Annotated in this window: 13 protein-coding genes and 5 tRNA genes; 6 read left to right on the top strand and 12 right to left on the bottom strand. The window is 72.8% G+C overall.

Features of this window, described 5'->3' with window-relative positions; translation table 11 throughout:
- Positions 1-2: 2 nt before the first annotated feature.
- Positions 3-1,433, bottom strand: coding sequence for a 3-isopropylmalate dehydratase large subunit (gene leuC, locus ACIBAI_RS24835; RefSeq protein ID WP_399037524.1), 1,431 nt, complete (start codon positions 1,431-1,433; stop codon positions 3-5).
- A 196-nt stretch (positions 1,434-1,629) separates the two neighbouring features.
- Here leuC and ndgR point away from each other — a divergent pair, with 196 nt between their 5' ends.
- Entirely contained in the window at positions 1,630-2,346 is a 717-nt protein-coding gene (ndgR, locus tag ACIBAI_RS24840; RefSeq protein WP_023546516.1) for an IclR family transcriptional regulator NdgR, read from the top strand.
- Between the two features lie 115 nt (positions 2,347-2,461).
- Here the strand turns inward: ndgR and ACIBAI_RS24845 are convergent, their stop codons facing one another.
- On the bottom strand, positions 2,462-2,944 hold the full coding sequence (locus ACIBAI_RS24845) for a DUF4188 domain-containing protein (RefSeq protein ID WP_399037526.1): 483 nt from the start codon (positions 2,942-2,944) through the stop codon (positions 2,462-2,464).
- A 111-nt stretch (positions 2,945-3,055) separates the two neighbouring features.
- Here ACIBAI_RS24845 and ACIBAI_RS24850 point away from each other — a divergent pair, with 111 nt between their 5' ends.
- Entirely contained in the window at positions 3,056-3,703 is a 648-nt protein-coding gene (locus ACIBAI_RS24850; protein WP_399037528.1) for a MerR family transcriptional regulator, read from the top strand.
- Between the two features lie 72 nt (positions 3,704-3,775).
- On the opposite strand, the gene ACIBAI_RS24855 is transcribed toward ACIBAI_RS24850, so the two are convergent.
- From ACIBAI_RS24855 to ACIBAI_RS24900, 10 genes are all read right to left on the bottom strand, one after another.
- Positions 3,776-3,848 (bottom strand) — tRNA-Glu (locus ACIBAI_RS24855).
- 28 nt (positions 3,849-3,876) lie between these two features.
- Positions 3,877-3,948, bottom strand: a tRNA-Gln gene (locus ACIBAI_RS24860).
- Between the two features lie 55 nt (positions 3,949-4,003).
- Positions 4,004-4,076, bottom strand: a tRNA-Glu gene (locus ACIBAI_RS24865).
- A 29-nt stretch (positions 4,077-4,105) separates the two neighbouring features.
- Positions 4,106-4,178 (bottom strand) — tRNA-Glu (locus ACIBAI_RS24870).
- Positions 4,179-4,217: 39 nt separating this feature from the next.
- A tRNA-Gln gene (locus ACIBAI_RS24875) sits at positions 4,218-4,289 on the bottom strand.
- A gap of 95 nt (positions 4,290-4,384) precedes the next feature.
- Positions 4,385-5,116 (bottom strand): HAD family hydrolase, encoded by a 732-nt coding sequence (locus ACIBAI_RS24880; protein ID WP_399037529.1) that lies wholly within the window; start codon positions 5,114-5,116, stop codon positions 4,385-4,387.
- 35 nt (positions 5,117-5,151) lie between these two features.
- Positions 5,152-7,356 carry a FlgD immunoglobulin-like domain containing protein gene (locus ACIBAI_RS24885; protein ID WP_399037531.1) on the bottom strand — a complete coding sequence of 735 codons (2,205 nt, stop codon included), beginning with the start codon at positions 7,354-7,356 and terminating at the stop codon, positions 5,152-5,154.
- 177 nt (positions 7,357-7,533) lie between these two features.
- Positions 7,534-9,018 (bottom strand): glutamate--tRNA ligase, encoded by a 1,485-nt coding sequence (gltX, locus tag ACIBAI_RS24890; protein WP_399037532.1) that lies wholly within the window; start codon positions 9,016-9,018, stop codon positions 7,534-7,536.
- Complete coding sequence (locus ACIBAI_RS24895) at positions 9,011-9,787, bottom strand: fumarylacetoacetate hydrolase family protein (RefSeq protein ID WP_399037533.1); 777 nt, start codon at positions 9,785-9,787, stop codon at positions 9,011-9,013. The genes gltX and ACIBAI_RS24895 overlap by 8 nt, the downstream gene beginning before the upstream one ends.
- A gap of 201 nt (positions 9,788-9,988) precedes the next feature.
- The gene (locus ACIBAI_RS24900; RefSeq protein WP_399037535.1) at positions 9,989-10,177 is read right to left on the bottom strand and encodes a hypothetical protein; all 189 of its coding nucleotides are present in this window, start codon (positions 10,175-10,177) and stop codon (positions 9,989-9,991) included.
- Positions 10,178-10,776: 599 nt separating this feature from the next.
- Between ACIBAI_RS24900 and ACIBAI_RS24905 the strand changes: the two genes are divergently transcribed.
- The 4 genes from ACIBAI_RS24905 to ACIBAI_RS24920 all read left to right on the top strand — a co-directional run bounded on the left by ACIBAI_RS24905 (position 10,777) and on the right by ACIBAI_RS24920 (position 15,955).
- Positions 10,777-14,469 (top strand): nitrate- and nitrite sensing domain-containing protein, encoded by a 3,693-nt coding sequence (locus ACIBAI_RS24905; protein ID WP_399037536.1) that lies wholly within the window; start codon positions 10,777-10,779, stop codon positions 14,467-14,469.
- A 9-nt stretch (positions 14,470-14,478) separates the two neighbouring features.
- Positions 14,479-14,892 carry a roadblock/LC7 domain-containing protein gene (locus tag ACIBAI_RS24910; RefSeq protein ID WP_344609976.1) on the top strand — a complete coding sequence of 138 codons (414 nt, stop codon included), beginning with the start codon at positions 14,479-14,481 and terminating at the stop codon, positions 14,890-14,892.
- A 111-nt stretch (positions 14,893-15,003) separates the two neighbouring features.
- Complete coding sequence (locus ACIBAI_RS24915; protein WP_309062608.1) at positions 15,004-15,399, top strand: DUF742 domain-containing protein; 396 nt, start codon at positions 15,004-15,006, stop codon at positions 15,397-15,399.
- Positions 15,380-15,955: a GTP-binding protein gene (locus ACIBAI_RS24920; RefSeq protein WP_399037537.1), complete on the top strand. Its 576-nt coding sequence runs from the start codon at positions 15,380-15,382 to the stop codon at positions 15,953-15,955. Before ACIBAI_RS24915 ends, ACIBAI_RS24920 begins: the two co-directional genes overlap by 20 nt.
- Positions 15,956-16,024 lie beyond the last annotated feature (69 nt).

A 16,024-nucleotide genomic window follows, 5' to 3' on the forward strand; every position in this document is an offset into this window, starting at 1 on the left:
GATCAGACTCCAGCGGGCGTACGGGTGTCGGCGTCGGCCAGATCGGCCGGGGAGGCGAGGTGCCCGAGGACCGCGGTGGCCGCCGCGACCTGCGGCGACACCAGGTGGGTGCGGCCGCCCTTGCCCTGCCGGCCCTCGAAGTTGCGGTTGGAGGTGGAGGCGGAGCGCTCGCCCGGGGCCAGCTGGTCGGGGTTCATGCCCAGGCACATCGAGCAGCCGGCGTGCCGCCACTCGGCGCCGGCCTCCTTGAAGACCACGTCCAGGCCCTCGGAGACGGCCTGCAGACCCACCCGCGCGGAGCCCGGCACGACCAGCATCCGCACGCCGTCGGCGACTTTGCGGCCCTTGAGGATCTCGGCGGCGGCCCGCAGGTCCTCGATGCGGCCGTTGGTGCAGGAACCTACGAAGACGGTGTCCACCTCGATGGAGCGCAGCGGCTGCCCGGCCTCCAACCCCATGTACTCCAGGGCCTTTTCGGCGGCGAGGCGCTCCGAGGCGTCCTCGTACGAAGCCGGGTCGGGGACGGACGCCGAGAGCGGCGCGCCCTGTCCGGGGTTGGTGCCCCAGGTGACGAACGGCGACAGCTCGGCGGCGTCGATGACCACCTCGGCGTCGAACTCGGCGTCGTCGTCGGTCCTGAGCGTCTTCCAGTACGCGACGGCCGCGTCCCAGTCCGCGCCCTGCGGGGCGTGCGGGCGGCCCTTGAGGTAGGCGAAGGTGGTCTCGTCGGGGGCGATCATGCCCGCGCGGGCGCCGGCCTCGATCGACATGTTGCAGATGGTCATCCGGGCCTCCATCGAGAGCTTCTCGATGGCCTCGCCGCGGTACTCCAGGACGTAGCCCTGGCCGCCGCCGGTGCCGATCCGCGCGATGATCGCCAGGATCAGGTCCTTGGCGGTGACGCCCTCGGGCAGTTCGCCGTCGACCGTGATCGCCATGGTCTTGGGGCGGGCCATCGGCAGCGTCTGGGTGGCCAGCACGTGCTCCACCTGGGAGGTGCCGATGCCGAACGCCAGCGCGCCGAAGGCGCCGTGCGTGGAGGTGTGGGAGTCGCCGCAGACGACGGTGGTGCCGGGCTGGGTCAGCCCCAGCTGCGGGCCGACGACGTGCACGACGCCCTGCTCGACGTCGCCCAGCGGGTGCAGCCGGACGCCGAACTCGGCGCAGTTCCTGCGCAGCGTCTCCAGCTGGGCCCGGGAGACCGGGTCCGCGATGGGCTTGTCGATGTCGAGGGTGGGGGTGTTGTGGTCCTCGGTCGCGATGGTCAGGTCGAGCCGGCGCACCCGACGGCCGCTCTTGCGCAGTCCGTCGAAGGCCTGCGGGCTGGTCACCTCGTGCAGCAGGTGCAGATCGATGTAGAGGAGGTCGGGCTCGCCCTCGGCGCGCCGGACGACGTGGTCGTCCCAGACCTTCTCCGCGAGTGTCCTACCCATCGCTTTCCCTCCGGCCGACGGCGAGACGCCGACCCAACTAGAGATCTTGAGGAAGCGGCCGCCCGTGCCGGTGATCCCAGGCATCCGCCGCCAGGCCCTTTCGTCACGGGCCGCTGTGACTTCGTGTCCTCCAGGGTGGCGCGTTCCACGGAAAATTGAACTTGCGTTTCACAGAGTGAGACGCGAGTATCGTTGCATGGACAACAGTAGCGGCGTCGGCGTTCTGGACAAGGCGGCACTCGTCCTGAGCGCTCTGGAGTCCGGTCCGGCCACCCTCGCGGGCCTGGTCGGCGCCACCGGACTGGCACGACCCACGGCCCACCGCCTGGCCGTGGCACTGGAACACCACCGCATGGTGGCGCGCGACATGCAGGGCCGTTTCATCCTCGGCCCGCGGCTCGCGGAACTGGCCGCCGCGGCGGGCGAGGACCGCCTGCTCGCCACCGCCGGCCCGGTCCTCACCCACCTGCGGGACGTCACGGGCGAGAGCGCGCAGCTCTACCGGCGCCAGGGTGACATGCGCATCTGCGTCGCCGCGGCGGAGCGCCTGTCGGGTCTTCGGGACACCGTCCCGGTCGGTTCCACGCTCACGATGAAGGCCGGCTCCTCCGCGCAGATCCTGCTGGCCTGGGAGGAGCCCGAGCGGCTGCACCGCGGCCTGCAGGGCGCCCGCTTCACGGCGACGGCCCTGTCGGGCGTCCGGCGCCGCGGCTGGGCCCAGTCCATCGGCGAGCGGGAGCCGGGCGTGGCGTCCGTCTCCGCTCCCGTGCGCGGCCCCTCCAACCGCGTGGTGGCCGCCGTCTCCGTCTCCGGCCCCATCGAGCGCCTGACGCGCCATCCGGGCCGCATGCACGCCCAGGCGGTCATCGACGCCGCCGCCCGCCTGTCCGAGGCGCTGCGCCGCTCCGGCTGATCCGCCCCCACCGGCACGCGCCGGGGGGCGGGCCGCCTCGACGCCGCGGCGGCCCGCCCCCCGGAAGTCCTCGCGCCGGCGTCCCGGGACGCCGCTCGCTCCCGGACGGAGCCCCTCACTTCACCCCGAGCCGCTCCGCCGCCCGGTCGCCGCGGCGCCCCACCGGAACGACACCGGTGGCCGCGCCCAGCCCGAACTCGGGCATGTTCACGTAGACCGACTCGTACGACCCGGCCGGCACGACGTACGTCTCGTGCCAGAAGCCCACCTCGCCCTTCCCCTCCCGCAGCCTGCGGTTGAAGGCGGCCCAGGCCGGACGGTGCGCCCGGTCCGGCGCCGAGGCGTAGGCGAGGAGCTTGTCCTTCGAGTCCCAGTACTGCACCACGTGGAACACCCGCGGGAAGCCCAGCAGGAACCGGTGGCCCAGCAGCCCGCTGCCCTTCTCCCGCGAGAGCTCCCTGAGCATCGGCCCCATGGCCCTGGCCACGGGCACCCAACTCCGCAGCGCGGTGAAGCTGTTGATGCGCATCCCGATGAGGAAGACGACGATCCCGTCCTCGCTCGCGGCGGTCGTGCGCCCTTCGATCGGCTTGCCCATGATCTCCCCCACTCCTCCTGGGAACCTTATTGGATAGCGGCACTATCCATGCTTGGATAGTGGCACTCTCCAGCGAGGGGTGCAAGCGGAAACCGAGGATGCGGGGCGGACGTGCGGCTGGCGGAGCTGAGTGAGCGCAGCGGGGTCTCCACGGCCACGATCAAGTACTACCTGCGCGAGGGGCTGCTCCCGCCCGGGCGCCGGGTCACGGCCACCCAGGCCGAGTACGGCGAGGAGCATCTGCGGCGGCTGCGCCTGGTGCGGGCGCTGATCCAGGTGGGCGGGGTCACGGTGGCCTCGGCCCGCGAGGTGCTCAAGGCCCTGGAGGACGACGGCCTCGACCGGCACGACCGCCTGGGCACCGCCGTGTGGGCCCTGCCGCACGGCCCGGCGCCCGCCGCGGACGACCCGGCGGCCGAGGCGGCCCGGCGCAGCGCCGACGAGCTGCTGCGGCGGGTGGGCTGGAGCTACGGCGGTGCCGCGCCGGCGCCGTCACCCGCGTACGGGATGCTGGTGGCCGCGATCGCGGCGCTCGCCCGGCTCGGATACCCGTGCACCGTCGACGACTTGGAGCCCTACGCCCGCGCGATGGGCCGGCTGGCGGTCACCGACCTGGACCTGGTGGAGCGGTACGGCGGTTCGCCCGACGAGCAGGTGGAGGCTGCGGTGGCGCTGACCGTGCTGTACGAGCCGGTGCTGCTGAGCCTGCGGCGGCTGGCCGAGGCCGAGGAGTCCAGGCGCAGGTTCGAGGAGAGGTGAGGTTCGGCGCGTCCCGGAGAAGCCCCCGGGAACGCCGAAGGTCCCTCCCCGAGGGGAGGGACCTTCTCGATGTACCCCCGACCGGATTCGAACCGGCGCTACCGCCTTGAGAGGGCGGCGTGCTAGGCCGCTACACAACGGGGGCGTGGACTCTGCGTTTTCGCAGGTCCGAGCTGGTCTACCTGGACTCGAACCAAGACTAACGGAACCAGAATCCGTCGTGCTGCCAATTACACCATAGACCAAGGTGGTTTAGACCACCGAACCTCCTGGGAGGCCCGGTGAGACCTTCACCGTCAGTACCCCCGACCGGATTCGAACCGGCGCTACCGCCTTGAGAGGGCGGCGTGCTAGGCCGCTACACAACGGGGGCCCTAGCGATTCCGAACTGGTCGGAACCAGTACCCCCGACCGGATTCGAACCGGCGCTACTGCCTTGAGAGGGCAGCGTGCTAGGCCGCTACACAACGGGGGCTTGCGGATGGGATCCGCGAGTGCAGATGAGCTCTGCGAGCTGGCCTACCTGGACTCGAACCAAGACTAACGGAACCAGAATCCGTCGTGCTGCCAATTACACCATAGGCCACTGGAACGCAAGCCCCTGAGCTGGGGATCTTGTTCTAGTCTTGCGCTTTGGGGCTCTGGCCTTCCGGCCCGCTCCCCGGCGGCGCAGGAAGAACATTACCTGAAGGTGGACGACGCTCCAAAACGAGTACGGGCGCCGAGGACCGCGGGGAGTTCGGCGAGGGTGACGATCCGGTGCGGGCCGGCCGGGGGGTCCACGGTGGCGTGGCCGTCCAGGCGGTCGATCCACACCGACAGCAGCCCGGCCTCGGCGGCGCCCCGGCCGTCGATCTCCGGGTGGTCGCCGACGTACGCCACCTCGTGCGGAGGCAGGGACAGCGCCTCGCAGGCTGCCAGGAAGGCGCCGGCCGCGGGCTTGGAGACGCCGAGCTCGGCGGCGCACAGGATGGCCTCGAAACGGTCGTGGACGCCCAGGACGCGCAGCTTGTGGTCCTGGACGGCGAGGCTGGAGTTGGACAGCACGGCGTGCCGGTGGCCGGCGGCGAGGGCGTCGAGGACGGGCAGCACGTCCGGGAACAGCGCCCAGGCGGCCTCGTAGTGGACGACGTACCGCCGGAACCAGGCGTCGGCCTCGTCGTCGCTCAGCCGCGCGTCCAGGAAGGCGCGGACGCGGTCGCGGCGCTGCCCCTCGAAGGTCGTCTCCCCCGCCGAGAACCGCGCCCAGTGCCGGTGGGTGATCTCCTTCCAGCGCGCGAGGGCCCGCTCGGCGCCGCCGTGCGCGTCGAGCAGGCCCTCGGCCGCCAGGTGGGCGCGCATGCCCTCGCGGTCCGCGGTGGTGTAGTCGAAGAGGGTGTCGTCCACGTCCCAGACCACGGCTCGGATGCTCATGGCCCGACGGTAACCCGGCGGCGCGCGGCGCGGGGTCAGTTCACGGTGGTCGTGCCGGTCAGGGTCAGGCCGGGGCCGTGGCCGTCGCGGGGCTGGGCGGTCAGCCGCCAGGTGTAGGTGCCGGCGACCCGGCGGCCGTTGTCCCACAGGCCGTCCCAGGAGGCGCGGACGGCGGCGGCCGTGGAGACGCCGTCCAGGGTGCGCACGACCGTCCCGGCGGCGTCGCTCAGGGTCAGGGTCCAGGTGGAGGGCTTGTTGAGCTGCCACACCGGCTGCCACGGCTCGGCGGTGGTCGGACCGGGCGCGGCCTGCGTCTGCGCCTCCGTCTGGGCCAGCGGCGAGGTGGGCACGCCCGACGCGACGAGCGCCACCCGGCCGTCCTCCGTGAGGTGGGCGACCTGGCCGCCGAACCGGTCCACGGCCCAACGGCCGGTGTGACCGCCGGTGTTCCGGTCGGTGGCGGGCAGCACGGCCACGGCGCGGGTGACCGCCGTACCGGTGTGGAAGTCGGTGAGCAGCAGTTCGTGGGTGGTGCGGTTCTCCCGGACCAGGTAGCCGTCGGCGAGGCGGGCCTGGCCGGCCGGGACGCCGATGGCGCGGCCGGTGGCGCGGTCGTGGACGCCGGCCGGGCCGCTCGCGCCGCACGTCCAGTACAGCCAGGTGTTGACCGCCTGGATCTCGCTGGGGGTGCAGGGGGCGCCGGTGTCGACGGTGGCGACGTTCCTCTTCGCCTTCAGGTCGTAGGCGACGACCTGGCCCGGCGCGCTGCCCGGGATCCACAGCCGCTGGCCCCAGATCGCGGCGGCGGTGCGGGTCCGGCTCAGGACGATCTCGCCGCCGGCCCCGCGCGCGAAGTCGGCGACCTTCTGCGTGCCGGAGGTGCCGCCGTTGTAGAGCACGTAGCGGCCGGTGCCGGTGCCCAGGCGGCCGCGGGTGTCGCCGGTGGGGGCGGAGCCGTGGGCGTTCGGGCCGATGCCGACGTGCACGGACTCGGTGCCTGCCGAGCCGGTCGACAGGTAGGCGTACCGGCCGTCGCCGAGCGCCTCCAGCTGGGGGCAGGCCGCGTCCCCGCCCAGGCAGGGCGAGACGTCGAGCAGCCGGGCGCGCGGGGTGTGGGGACCGGCGGGCCTGCCCGCGGTGTCGAGCGGCATGGCGTGGACCGCGTCGTAGCCGGCGGCGTTGGTGGTGTTGCCGCCCATCAGCAGCTCGCCGCCGGCCAGCATCAGCCCGTCGACGGTCGCCCGGAGGGCGGGGACGGTCCGCACCCGGGCGGTCGTGACGCCGCCGTCCCCGGTGGCGGTGACCCGGTGGATGTGCCAGTCGGTGCTGGCCGGTCCGGCCGTGGCGAGCGCGCCGCCGTCGAGGGTGGGGGCGATGGCGCCGTGGGAGTCGGCCAGAGCCGTGCGCCGGGCGCCGGTGCCGAGGTCGGTGGCCGTCAGCTCGGGCTTCTCGCCGGCGCCCAGGAAGGCGCGGTTGCCGCTCAGCAGCTGGTCGCCGACGATCGCCAGGGCCTTGCCGGGGTACGACACGGGGGCGGGCGCGGTGCCGGGCGCCGCGTCGACGCGGATCGCCCTGCCGCCGGCCGACAGCCAGCGGTCGTTGAACGTCACCTCGGTCGCGCCGGGGACCGACACCCCGGCCGTGCCGTCGGCGAGGTCGACCAGGCCGGTCGAGACCGTCCCGTCCAGGCGGTACCCGACGGCGACGCGGCGGACCGAGCCGCCGGTGACGACCGTGCCGGTGGGCTCGGCGCCGGCGGGCAGGCCGGTGACGGGCAGGTCGCGGGTGGTGCCGTCGGCGGCGGCGCGCAGGACGTGCAGGGCGCCCGTCGCGTCCTGGGTGACCACGCTCCAGCCCACCGCGGTCCTGTAGGTGTGGCCCTCGGGGAGGGTGACCGTGGCCGTGGCGCCGGTGGAGCGGTGCTTCTGGGCGACCGTGCCGGCGGTCCTGGTGCCGACCACGTCGGCGCCGGTGGCCAGGTCGTCGGGGCCGGCGTGCCCGGGCGGGACGTCGTCCGCGTAGTCGACCCAGACGGCCTGGGGCGAGCCGGCTCCCGGCAGCCAGTACCGGAAGCCGGAGGCGCCCGCCCACAGGTACTGCACCTCGGGCGGCCGGGTCATGCTCAGCTGCGTGACCGCCACGGGGGCGTCCACGGCGTGCGCCGGCGTGGCCGGCCCGGCGTACGACAGGGCCAGCGCCCCGCCGAGAGCCACGGCCGCCAGCCTTCTCGAACGGATCACGATCCCCTCCCCTGGAACACGGTGAACACGCGTATCAGGCGTGCACGGTCATCCAAGGCCCGCCGCGGAAGCGGACGTCGGGAGGAACGGTGAATTCCGGGCGACGGCCGGGCGTACAGCCCGGGATGCGCGGCGGGGGCGGCGCCCGGTCCGGACGCCGCCCCCGCCGGGAACGCGCTAGGCCGCCAGCTTCGCCAGCGCCGCGTCGATGCGGGCCAGGGTCTTCTCCCTGCCCAGGACCTCCAGGGACTCGAACAGGGGCAGGCCGACCGTGCGGCCGGTGACGGCCACGCGGACGGGGGCCTGGGCCTTGCCGAGCTTGAGGCCGTGGGCCTCGCCGGCGGCCAGGACGGCCTCCTTCAGGGACTCCGCCGAGGTCCAGTCGGCCGACTCCAGCTTCTCCCGGGCCGTGCGCAGCAGCGCGTCGCTGCCCTCCTTCATGGCCTTGTTCCAGGACGCCTCGTCGAAGACCGGCTCCGGCAGGAACAGGAAGTCGACGTTGTCGGTGATCTCGGAGAGCACCTTCAGGCGGGTCTGCGCGTGCGGGGCGACGGCCTGCCACTTGGCCTCGTCGAAGGCCTCCGGGGCCCAGGGGGCGAAGGGGGCCTTCAGCCACGGGCGGCAGCGCTCGGCGAAGTCCTTCACCTCCAGCATGCGGATGTGGTCGCCGTTGATCGCCTCGCACTTCTTGAGGTCGAAGCGGGCCGGGTTGGGGTTGACGTCCGCGACGTCGAAGGCCGCGACCATCTCCTCGGTCGTGAAGACGTCCCGGTCGGCGGAGAGCGACCAGCCGAGCAGGGAGAGGTAGTTGAGCAGGCCCTCGGGGAGGAAGCCGCGCTCGCGGTAGAGGTTCAGCGACGACTGCGGATCGCGCTTGGAGAGCTTCTTGTTGCCCTCGCCCATGACGTACGGCAGGTGGCCGAACTCGGGGATGCCCTTGGCGACGCCCAGTTCGATCAGGGCCTTGTAGAGGGCGATCTGCCGCGGGGTGGAGGAGAGCAGGTCCTCGCCGCGCAGGACGTGGGTGATCTCCATCAGGGCGTCGTCGACCGGGTTCACCAGCGTGTACAGCGGGGCGCCGTTGGCGCGCACGATGCCGTAGTCCGGGACGTTCTCGGGCGTGAAGGTCAGCTCGCCGCGGACCAGGTCGGTGAAGGTGATCGTCTCGTCGGGCATCCGGAAGCGGACGATGGGCTCGCGGCCCTCGGCCTTGAACCGCTCGGTCTGCTCGGCGGTCAGCTCGCGGCAGTGGCCGTCGTAGCCGGAGGGCCGGCCGGCGGCGCGGGCGGCCTCGCGGCGGGCGTCCAGCTCCTCCTGGGAGCAGTAGCAGTGGTAGGCGTAGCCGCCGTCCAGCAGCTTGCGCGCGACGTCCCGGTAGATGTCCATGCGCTCGGACTGGCGGTACGGCGCGTGCGGGCCGCCGACCTCGGGGCCCTCGTCCCAGTCGAAGCCCAGCCAGCGCATGGAGTCGAGCAGCTGCCGGTAGGACTCCTCCGAGTCGCGGGCCGCGTCGGTGTCCTCGATGCGGAAGACCAGGGTGCCGCCGTGGTGCCGGGCGAACGCCCAGTTGAACAGGGCGGTGCGGACCAGGCCCACGTGGGGGTTACCGGTGGGCGAGGGGCAGAAACGGACGCGTACGGGAGTGCCGGGTGCGCTAGCCACGCTTGACAACCTTGTTGGTGAGAGTGCCGATGCCTTCGATGGTGACGGCGACCTCGTCGCCGACGTTGAGGGGGCCGACCCCTGCCGGGGTGCCGGTGAGGATCACGTCGCCGGGGAGCAGCGTCATGGCCTCGGTGATGTTGACGATCAGGTCCTCGATGGAGTGGATCATCTCGCTGGTGCGGCCGAGCTGGCGCTGCTGCCCGTTGACCGTGAGCTGGACGATGAGGTCCGAGGGGTCGAGGTCCGTCTCCACCCAGGGGCCCAGCGGGCAGGAGGTGTCGAAGCCCTTGGCCCGCGCCCACTGCTTCTCGCGCTTCTGCACGTCCCGGGCGGTGATGTCGTTGGCGCAGGTGTAGCCGAAGATCACGTCCTTGACGCGTTCGCGCGGGACCTCGCGGCACATGCGTCCGATGACGACGGCCAGTTCCGCCTCGTGGTGCAGCTCCTGGGAGAAGGGCGGGTACTGGATCTCGTCGCCCGGGCCGATGACCGAGGTGGACGGCTTGAAGAAGGCGAACGGGGCGTCCGGCACCTCGTTGCCCAGCTCCCGGGCGTGTTCGGCGTAGTTGCGGCCGAAGGCCACGACCTTGTTGGGGAGCACCGGCGGCAGCAGCCTGACCTTGCTCAGCGGGACCTTCGTGCCGGAGAGCTCGAAGTCCGTGAAGGGGATCCCCTTGATGATGTCGAGGACGAGTTCGTCCGGCTTGTCGCCCTCGATCGCGCCGAAGGCGACGTTCCCGTCGATGGAGAATCTGGCGATGCGCACGGGATCCTTGCGCCCCTTAACTGAGAAACGGTCCGGCTGGAGTCTGACGCTCCAGGCTAACGCGACGAAGGGTCCGCGCCTTGCTCGTCACGGCCCGTCCCGGCCGCGGACACGCCTCAGGGGCGCCCCCGCGGCCTGCGGGGACGCCCCTGATCCGGCCCTCATGGGCTCTTCGGCCGCCGCCGGCGGCCCCGATCCGCGCTACTCCGCGGGGGAGGCCTGGGCGGGGATCTCCTTGAGGATGGTGCGCCTGGGGTTGGCGGTCCGGGCGGGGAGCTCGACGCGGTGCTCCGGCTGCTCCGGCGTCTGCAGTTCGCCGGCGTCCTTCAGATGCGCCAGTGTCGTGCGTCGCGGGTTGGCGATCCTGCGGAACATCATCGTCGTCTTCACGGTGACGGAGACCCTGTCCTGTGCGGGCGCCGGGAGGGTCCTGGGACCCCCGCACGAGCGCGGGTTGTCTGTTTTGCCATCTCTGTAAATCGTCAGGCTAAACATGCGATTCCCTGCCGAAGGGCACCAGGACCTGCGATTCGTATGTGAGTTTGCTCACTTATCCAGGGGTAAACAGGGCAATTCAGGCTCACACCCCCACATCGCAAAACGGATATAAACCCCCTGAAGCCGCCATTCCGCTCCTGATCATGCCGACTGGGACACCCTCCCCGCCGCGACGGCTTGCAGCGGTATGACCGCTTTGCGGGAGATCAGTTTCTACGTCCGGTAGTCCGCCCCTCACGTCGTGTCATGTATGTCACGGCATGACCCACGGCCCTTGTTGGAGATCCGGCACTGTGCTGGAATTCCACGGACCGCCGCAGGATCGAGCCGGCGCGCAGGGGGCGCACAGAAGCGCCGAGTGGCGGCGAGAAGGGGGAACCAGCGCCGGTCACTCACGACCACCACGGGGACGTGTTCAGGACGCCCCCACGACGCCGACACCGCCTCTCCGCTCACCCGGAGAGGCGCCTGGTCCAGAGGTTGCGACGCTAGTGCAGGGACGTTTCAAGAGGGATGGCAGCGCTTCGGCGGAGCCGGAGCCGCACGGCGGGACTGGCCCCATGGCCGTCAGCTCCTCGCCCCAGCACGCCCAGAACCCGGGCCCGGCCCCGACCGGCGACGGCGGTGAGCGCCCCGGACGCCCCGGCGCGGCCGCTCCCGGTGCGCCGGGCACGCCCCCGGCGGTGAAGCCGCCGAAGGCCCCCGTCGGCCCCGGCTCCCGCATGGCGCTGCGCAACTGGCGGATCTCCACCCGTCTGGTGTCGCTGCTCGCGCTGCCCGTGGTCGCGGCCACCTCGCTGGGCGCGATGCGCATCAGCCAGTCCATGGACGACATCCAGCAGCTCGACAACATGAAGCTGCTGACGGACATGACCAAGCAGGCCACCGAACTGGCCGCCGCGCTCCAGGAGGAGCGCGACCAGTCGGCCGGCCCGCTGGCGCACGGCTCGAAGGCCAGCGCGATCACCGTCAAGGGCGACCGGGAGAAGACCGACCGGGCCCTGGCCAACTTCCTCGCCAGCTCCGAGGAGATCGACAGCGCCAGCAAGGACGGCAACCTCCAGGGCGTCCGCGACAGCCTCGTCGGCCTCGCGAGCGACCTGAACGACCTCAACAAGATCCGCAACACGGCGTACCAGTCCAAGAAGAACTCGACGCAGACGGTCGAGGCCTACCACCGGCTGATCACCCACCTGCTGGACCTCTCGCAGGACATGGCGGAGGCCACCAGCAACCCCGAGATGATCCAGCGGACGCGCGCCCTGGCGGCCTTCTCCTCCGCCAAGGAGTACGCCTCCATCCAGCGCGCGGTCCTCGCGGCGGCGCTGCCGGCCAGCAACACCACGTACGGCGACATCTCCGAGAACGACCGGCTGTACGCCGAGTCCGCGCTGCAGAGCCAGACCTCCGAGCTGCGCAGCTTCGCCAGCATCTACGGCGACGGCGCCGAGGAGCTGCTCAAGCCCATCGACCAGGGCAACCCGATCATCGAGGCCACCGACACCTACGCGAGCCGCGCCCTGGCCAGCGAGGACGGCCTGGAGGGCCTGGACAGGCGCTCCTACCAGGACTGGCTGGACGACAGCTCCACCAAGATCCAGCAGATGAAGAACATCGAGCACCGGCTGCTGGAGGACATGGAGCAGCAGGCCCGCGAGCTGCGCAACGCCTCCGAGCGCGAGGCGATCATCTCCGGTGCGCTGATCCTGCTCGTGCTCGGTGTGTCGCTGGTCGGCGCCTTCGTCGTCGCCCGCGGCATGATCCGCTCGCTGCGCCGCCTGGAGGAGACCGCGACCAAGGTCGCCTCCGAGCGTCTGCCCGAGCTGGTCAAGCAGCTCTCCGAGGCCGACCCGCAGGACGTCGACACCTCCGTGGAGTCGGTCGGCGTGCACTCCCGGGACGAGATCGGCCGGGTGGCCGCGGCCTTCGACGACGTGCACCGCGAGGCGGTCCGCCTCGCCGCCGAGCAGGCGCTGCTGCGGGGCAACGTCAACGCGATGTTCACCAACCTCTCGCGCCGTTCCCAGGGTCTGATCCAGCGCCAGCTGTCGCTGATCTCCGAGCTGGAGTCCCGCGAGGCCGACCCGGACCAGCTGTCCTCGCTGTTCAAGCTGGACCACCTCGCCACCCGTATGCGCCGTAACGGCGAGAACCTGCTGGTCCTCGCGGGCGAGGAGCCCGGCCGCCGGTGGACCCGTCCGGTCCCGCTGGTCGACGTGCTGCGTGCCGCCGCCTCCGAGGTGGAGCAGTACGAGCGCATCGAGCTGGCGTCCGTGCCGACCACCGAGGTGGCCGGCCGGGTCGTCAACGACCTCGTGCACCTGCTGGCCGAGCTGCTGGAGAACGCCACCTCGTTCTCCTCGCCGCAGACCAAGGTCAAGGTCACCGGCCATGCGCTGCCCGACGGCCGGGTGCTGATCGAGATCCACGACACCGGTATCGGCCTGTCGCCGGAGGACCTCGCCGCGATCAACGAGCGGCTCGCCTCTCCCCCGACGGTGGACGTCTCCGTCTCCCGCCGCATGGGTCTGTTCGTGGTCGGCCGGCTGTCGCAGCGCCACGGCATCCGCATCCAGCTGCGCCCGTCGGACTCCGGTGGTACGACCGCGCTGGTCATGCTGCCCGTCGACGTCGCCCAGGGCGGCAAGAAGCCCCAGCCCAAGCCGGGCCAGCCGATCGCGGGCGGCGGTCCGGCCGCCGCGCAGGCCGCCGCCGGCGCCGCCGCGGCCCGGCGTGCCGCCGGCGGCCAGAACGGCGGCGCCCGCGGCGCCGGCGCCCCGGCAGGCGGTGGCCGGCTCGGTGCCGGCCAGGGACCGCGGACCGCGCTGCCCGGGCAGGACGCGAACGGCCGTCCCGGTGCGCCGGGCGGGGCGCGCGGTCCGCAGGGCCCGTCCGCGGGGCCGTCCAGGTCCTTCGAGCAGGGTGCGCCCGCCACGCCCCCGCGGGGCGGCCGCCCGGCCCCGGCGGGCGCGGGCGCCGGCTTCGGCCAGGCGCCGGGCGCCCCGCAGGGGCTGCAGGCCGCGCACCCCGGCGGGCCGCAGGACCAGGACGCCTTCGGCCCCGGCCGCAACGCCGCCGGGCGGGGCCGTCGTGCGCAGCGTTCCGAGCAGCCGCAGCTGCCGCCGCGCGGCGGTGCGCGGGCCGAGCTGCCGGGCGGCCGGCCGCAGCCCCGCACGCCCGGCTGGAGCGACGGCGACGCGCGGCCGGCGGTGGAGCGCGCCGAACTGGACGTCCCGCGCGGCCACGAGGAGCCGGACGTCGCGCAGACCGCCCGGATGCCGCGTGTCGACGACCGGCAGGGCCCCGGGTCCACCGCGGAGATACCGGCGATCGCGCGCGGCGACGAGCGCCGGGGTCCCGGCGCCGCCTCCGAGTCCCCCCGCCCGGACGCCGATCCGCACGGCACGGGCCAGTACGCCCAGCCCGGCGCGGACGGCCGCCCGTCCGCGGACCGGTTCGACCGTCCCGGCGCGAACTCCGCGCAGGGCACCGGCCAGTTCGTGCGCCCCGACGTCTTCGGCACGTCGGCCGGGCCGGGTGGTCCGGCCACGCCGTCGGCCACGCCGGCCGCGGACCAGTTCGCCGCCCCGCAGGCGTACGACAACGGTTCCACGGGCCGGCACGCCCTGCCGGACCGGCCGGGCCCCGCCCGGGCCGACGGCGACTTCGGCGCCCCGCGTCCGCCGGCCCCGCGGCAGCGCCCCGTCCGCCAGGAACCGGAGGCTCTGCCTCCGGCGACCGGTCCCGGCGACGGGGGTACGCCGCTGTACGACACGCTGGAGACCAACTGGTTCCGCGGCGACCGGCAGGAGCAGCAGGAGGACGCCGCCTCCGCTCCCGCCCCGCAGCGGCCGCAGGCGGCCCCCTCCAGCCCGCAGCGTCCCGCCGCCACCGCCTGGCGCAGCTCGCCGAACGACGAACTCGTCCGGCAGGCAGAACGCGTCCGGCAGCCGGCCGCGGGCGGAATCACCACCTCCGGCCTGCCGCGCCGGGTGCCCCGGGCCAACCTCGTCCCGGGCACGGCTCAGCAGCAACCGCATCAGAGCGGTCCGCAGGTCTCCCGCGCGCCCGACGACGTGCGCGGCCGGCTGACCAATCTTCGTCGGGGTATCGCACAGGGCCGTCAGGCGGGATCCGGCCAGACCGGCGGCTTCCCGCGGCCCACTCACCAGCAGGAGCGTTAGTTGAGCCCGATGAGCCAGGCGGCACAGAACCTGAACTGGTTGATCACCAGCTTCGTGGACAACACCCCGGGGGTGTCCCACACCGTCGTCGTGTCCGCGGACGGACTCCTCCTGGCGATGTCCGAGGGCTTTCCGCGCGACCGCGCCGACCAGCTCGCGGCCGTCGCCTCGGGGCTGACCTCGCTGACCGCCGGGGCGTCCCGGATCTTCGAGGGCGGCACCGTGGCGCAGACGGTCGTCGAGATGGAACGCGGCTTCCTCTTCCTCATGTCCATCTCCGACGGCTCGTCCCTGGCCGTGCTCGCGCACCCCGAGTGCGACATCGGTCTGGTCGGCTACGAGATGGCGCTCCTGGTGGACCGCGCGGGCGCGGTGCTCACCCCCGACCTGCGCGCCGAGCTCCAGGGAAGTCTGCTTCACTGACCGGTTCCGGCACCACCCGTCTCACCAAATCACCGTCCGGCCGCCACAATCCCCCCACCGGCCCCGTCAGACGGCTTGACTGACCGACTTGCTGTCCCGCCCGGAGGATCCATGACCCCGCCCACCGCCTCTCATGATCCGTACGCGGAGCCGTACGAGGACGAGGGCGACCAGCCGCTGGTACGGCCGTACGCGATGACCGGCGGCCGGACGCGGCCCCGGTACCAGCTGGCCATCGAGGCACTGATCAGCACGACGGCCGACCCGGCCGTGCTCATGGGACTCCTTCCGGAGCACCAGCGCATCTGCCACCTGTGCCGCGAGGTCAAGTCGGTCGCCGAGGTGTCCGCGCTCCTGAACATGCCGCTGGGCGTGGCCCGGATCCTCGTCGCGGACCTGGCGGAGGCCGGTCTCGTCGCGATCCACCAGCCGGGCGGCGACGAGACGACCGGCGCGCCGGACGTGACACTGCTCGAAAGGGTGCTCAGTGGACTTCGCAAGCTCTGACGGAGGCCGGGCGACCACCTCCGCGAAGATCGTGGTGGCGGGCGGCTTCGGCGTGGGCAAGACCACGTTCGTCGGCGCCGTCTCGGAGATCAACCCGCTGCGCACGGAGGCCGTCATGACGTCTGCTTCGGCGGGCATCGACGACCTCACCCACACCGGGGACAAGACCACCACCACGGTGGCCATGGACTTCGGCCGCATCACCCTCGACCAGGACCTGATCCTGTACCTGTTCGGCACACCGGGCCAGGACCGCTTCTGGTTCATGTGGGACGACCTGGTGCGCGGCGCCATCGGCGCGGTGGTCCTGGTCGACACCCGCCGGCTCGCCGACTGCTTCCCCGCCGTCGACTACTTCGAGAACAGCGGCCTGCCCTTCGTCATCGCCCTCAACGGCTTCGACGGCCAGCAGCCCTACACCCCGGACGAGGTGCGCGAAGCCCTCCAGATCGGCCCCGACACCCCGATCATCACCACCGACGCCCGCCACCGCGCGGACGCCAAGTCGACCCTGATCACGCTCGTGGAGCACGCCCTGATGGCACGCCTGCGCTAGCGGCAAGTCGACAGCGCGACACGGCAGTTGCCGGGGCCTGCCGCGGCGGCGCGGAGCCGGCTGTGTCCT

The organism is Streptomyces sp. NPDC051041, from assembly GCF_044456065.1.
Classification (GTDB): domain Bacteria; phylum Actinomycetota; class Actinomycetes; order Streptomycetales; family Streptomycetaceae; genus Streptomyces; species Streptomyces glaucus.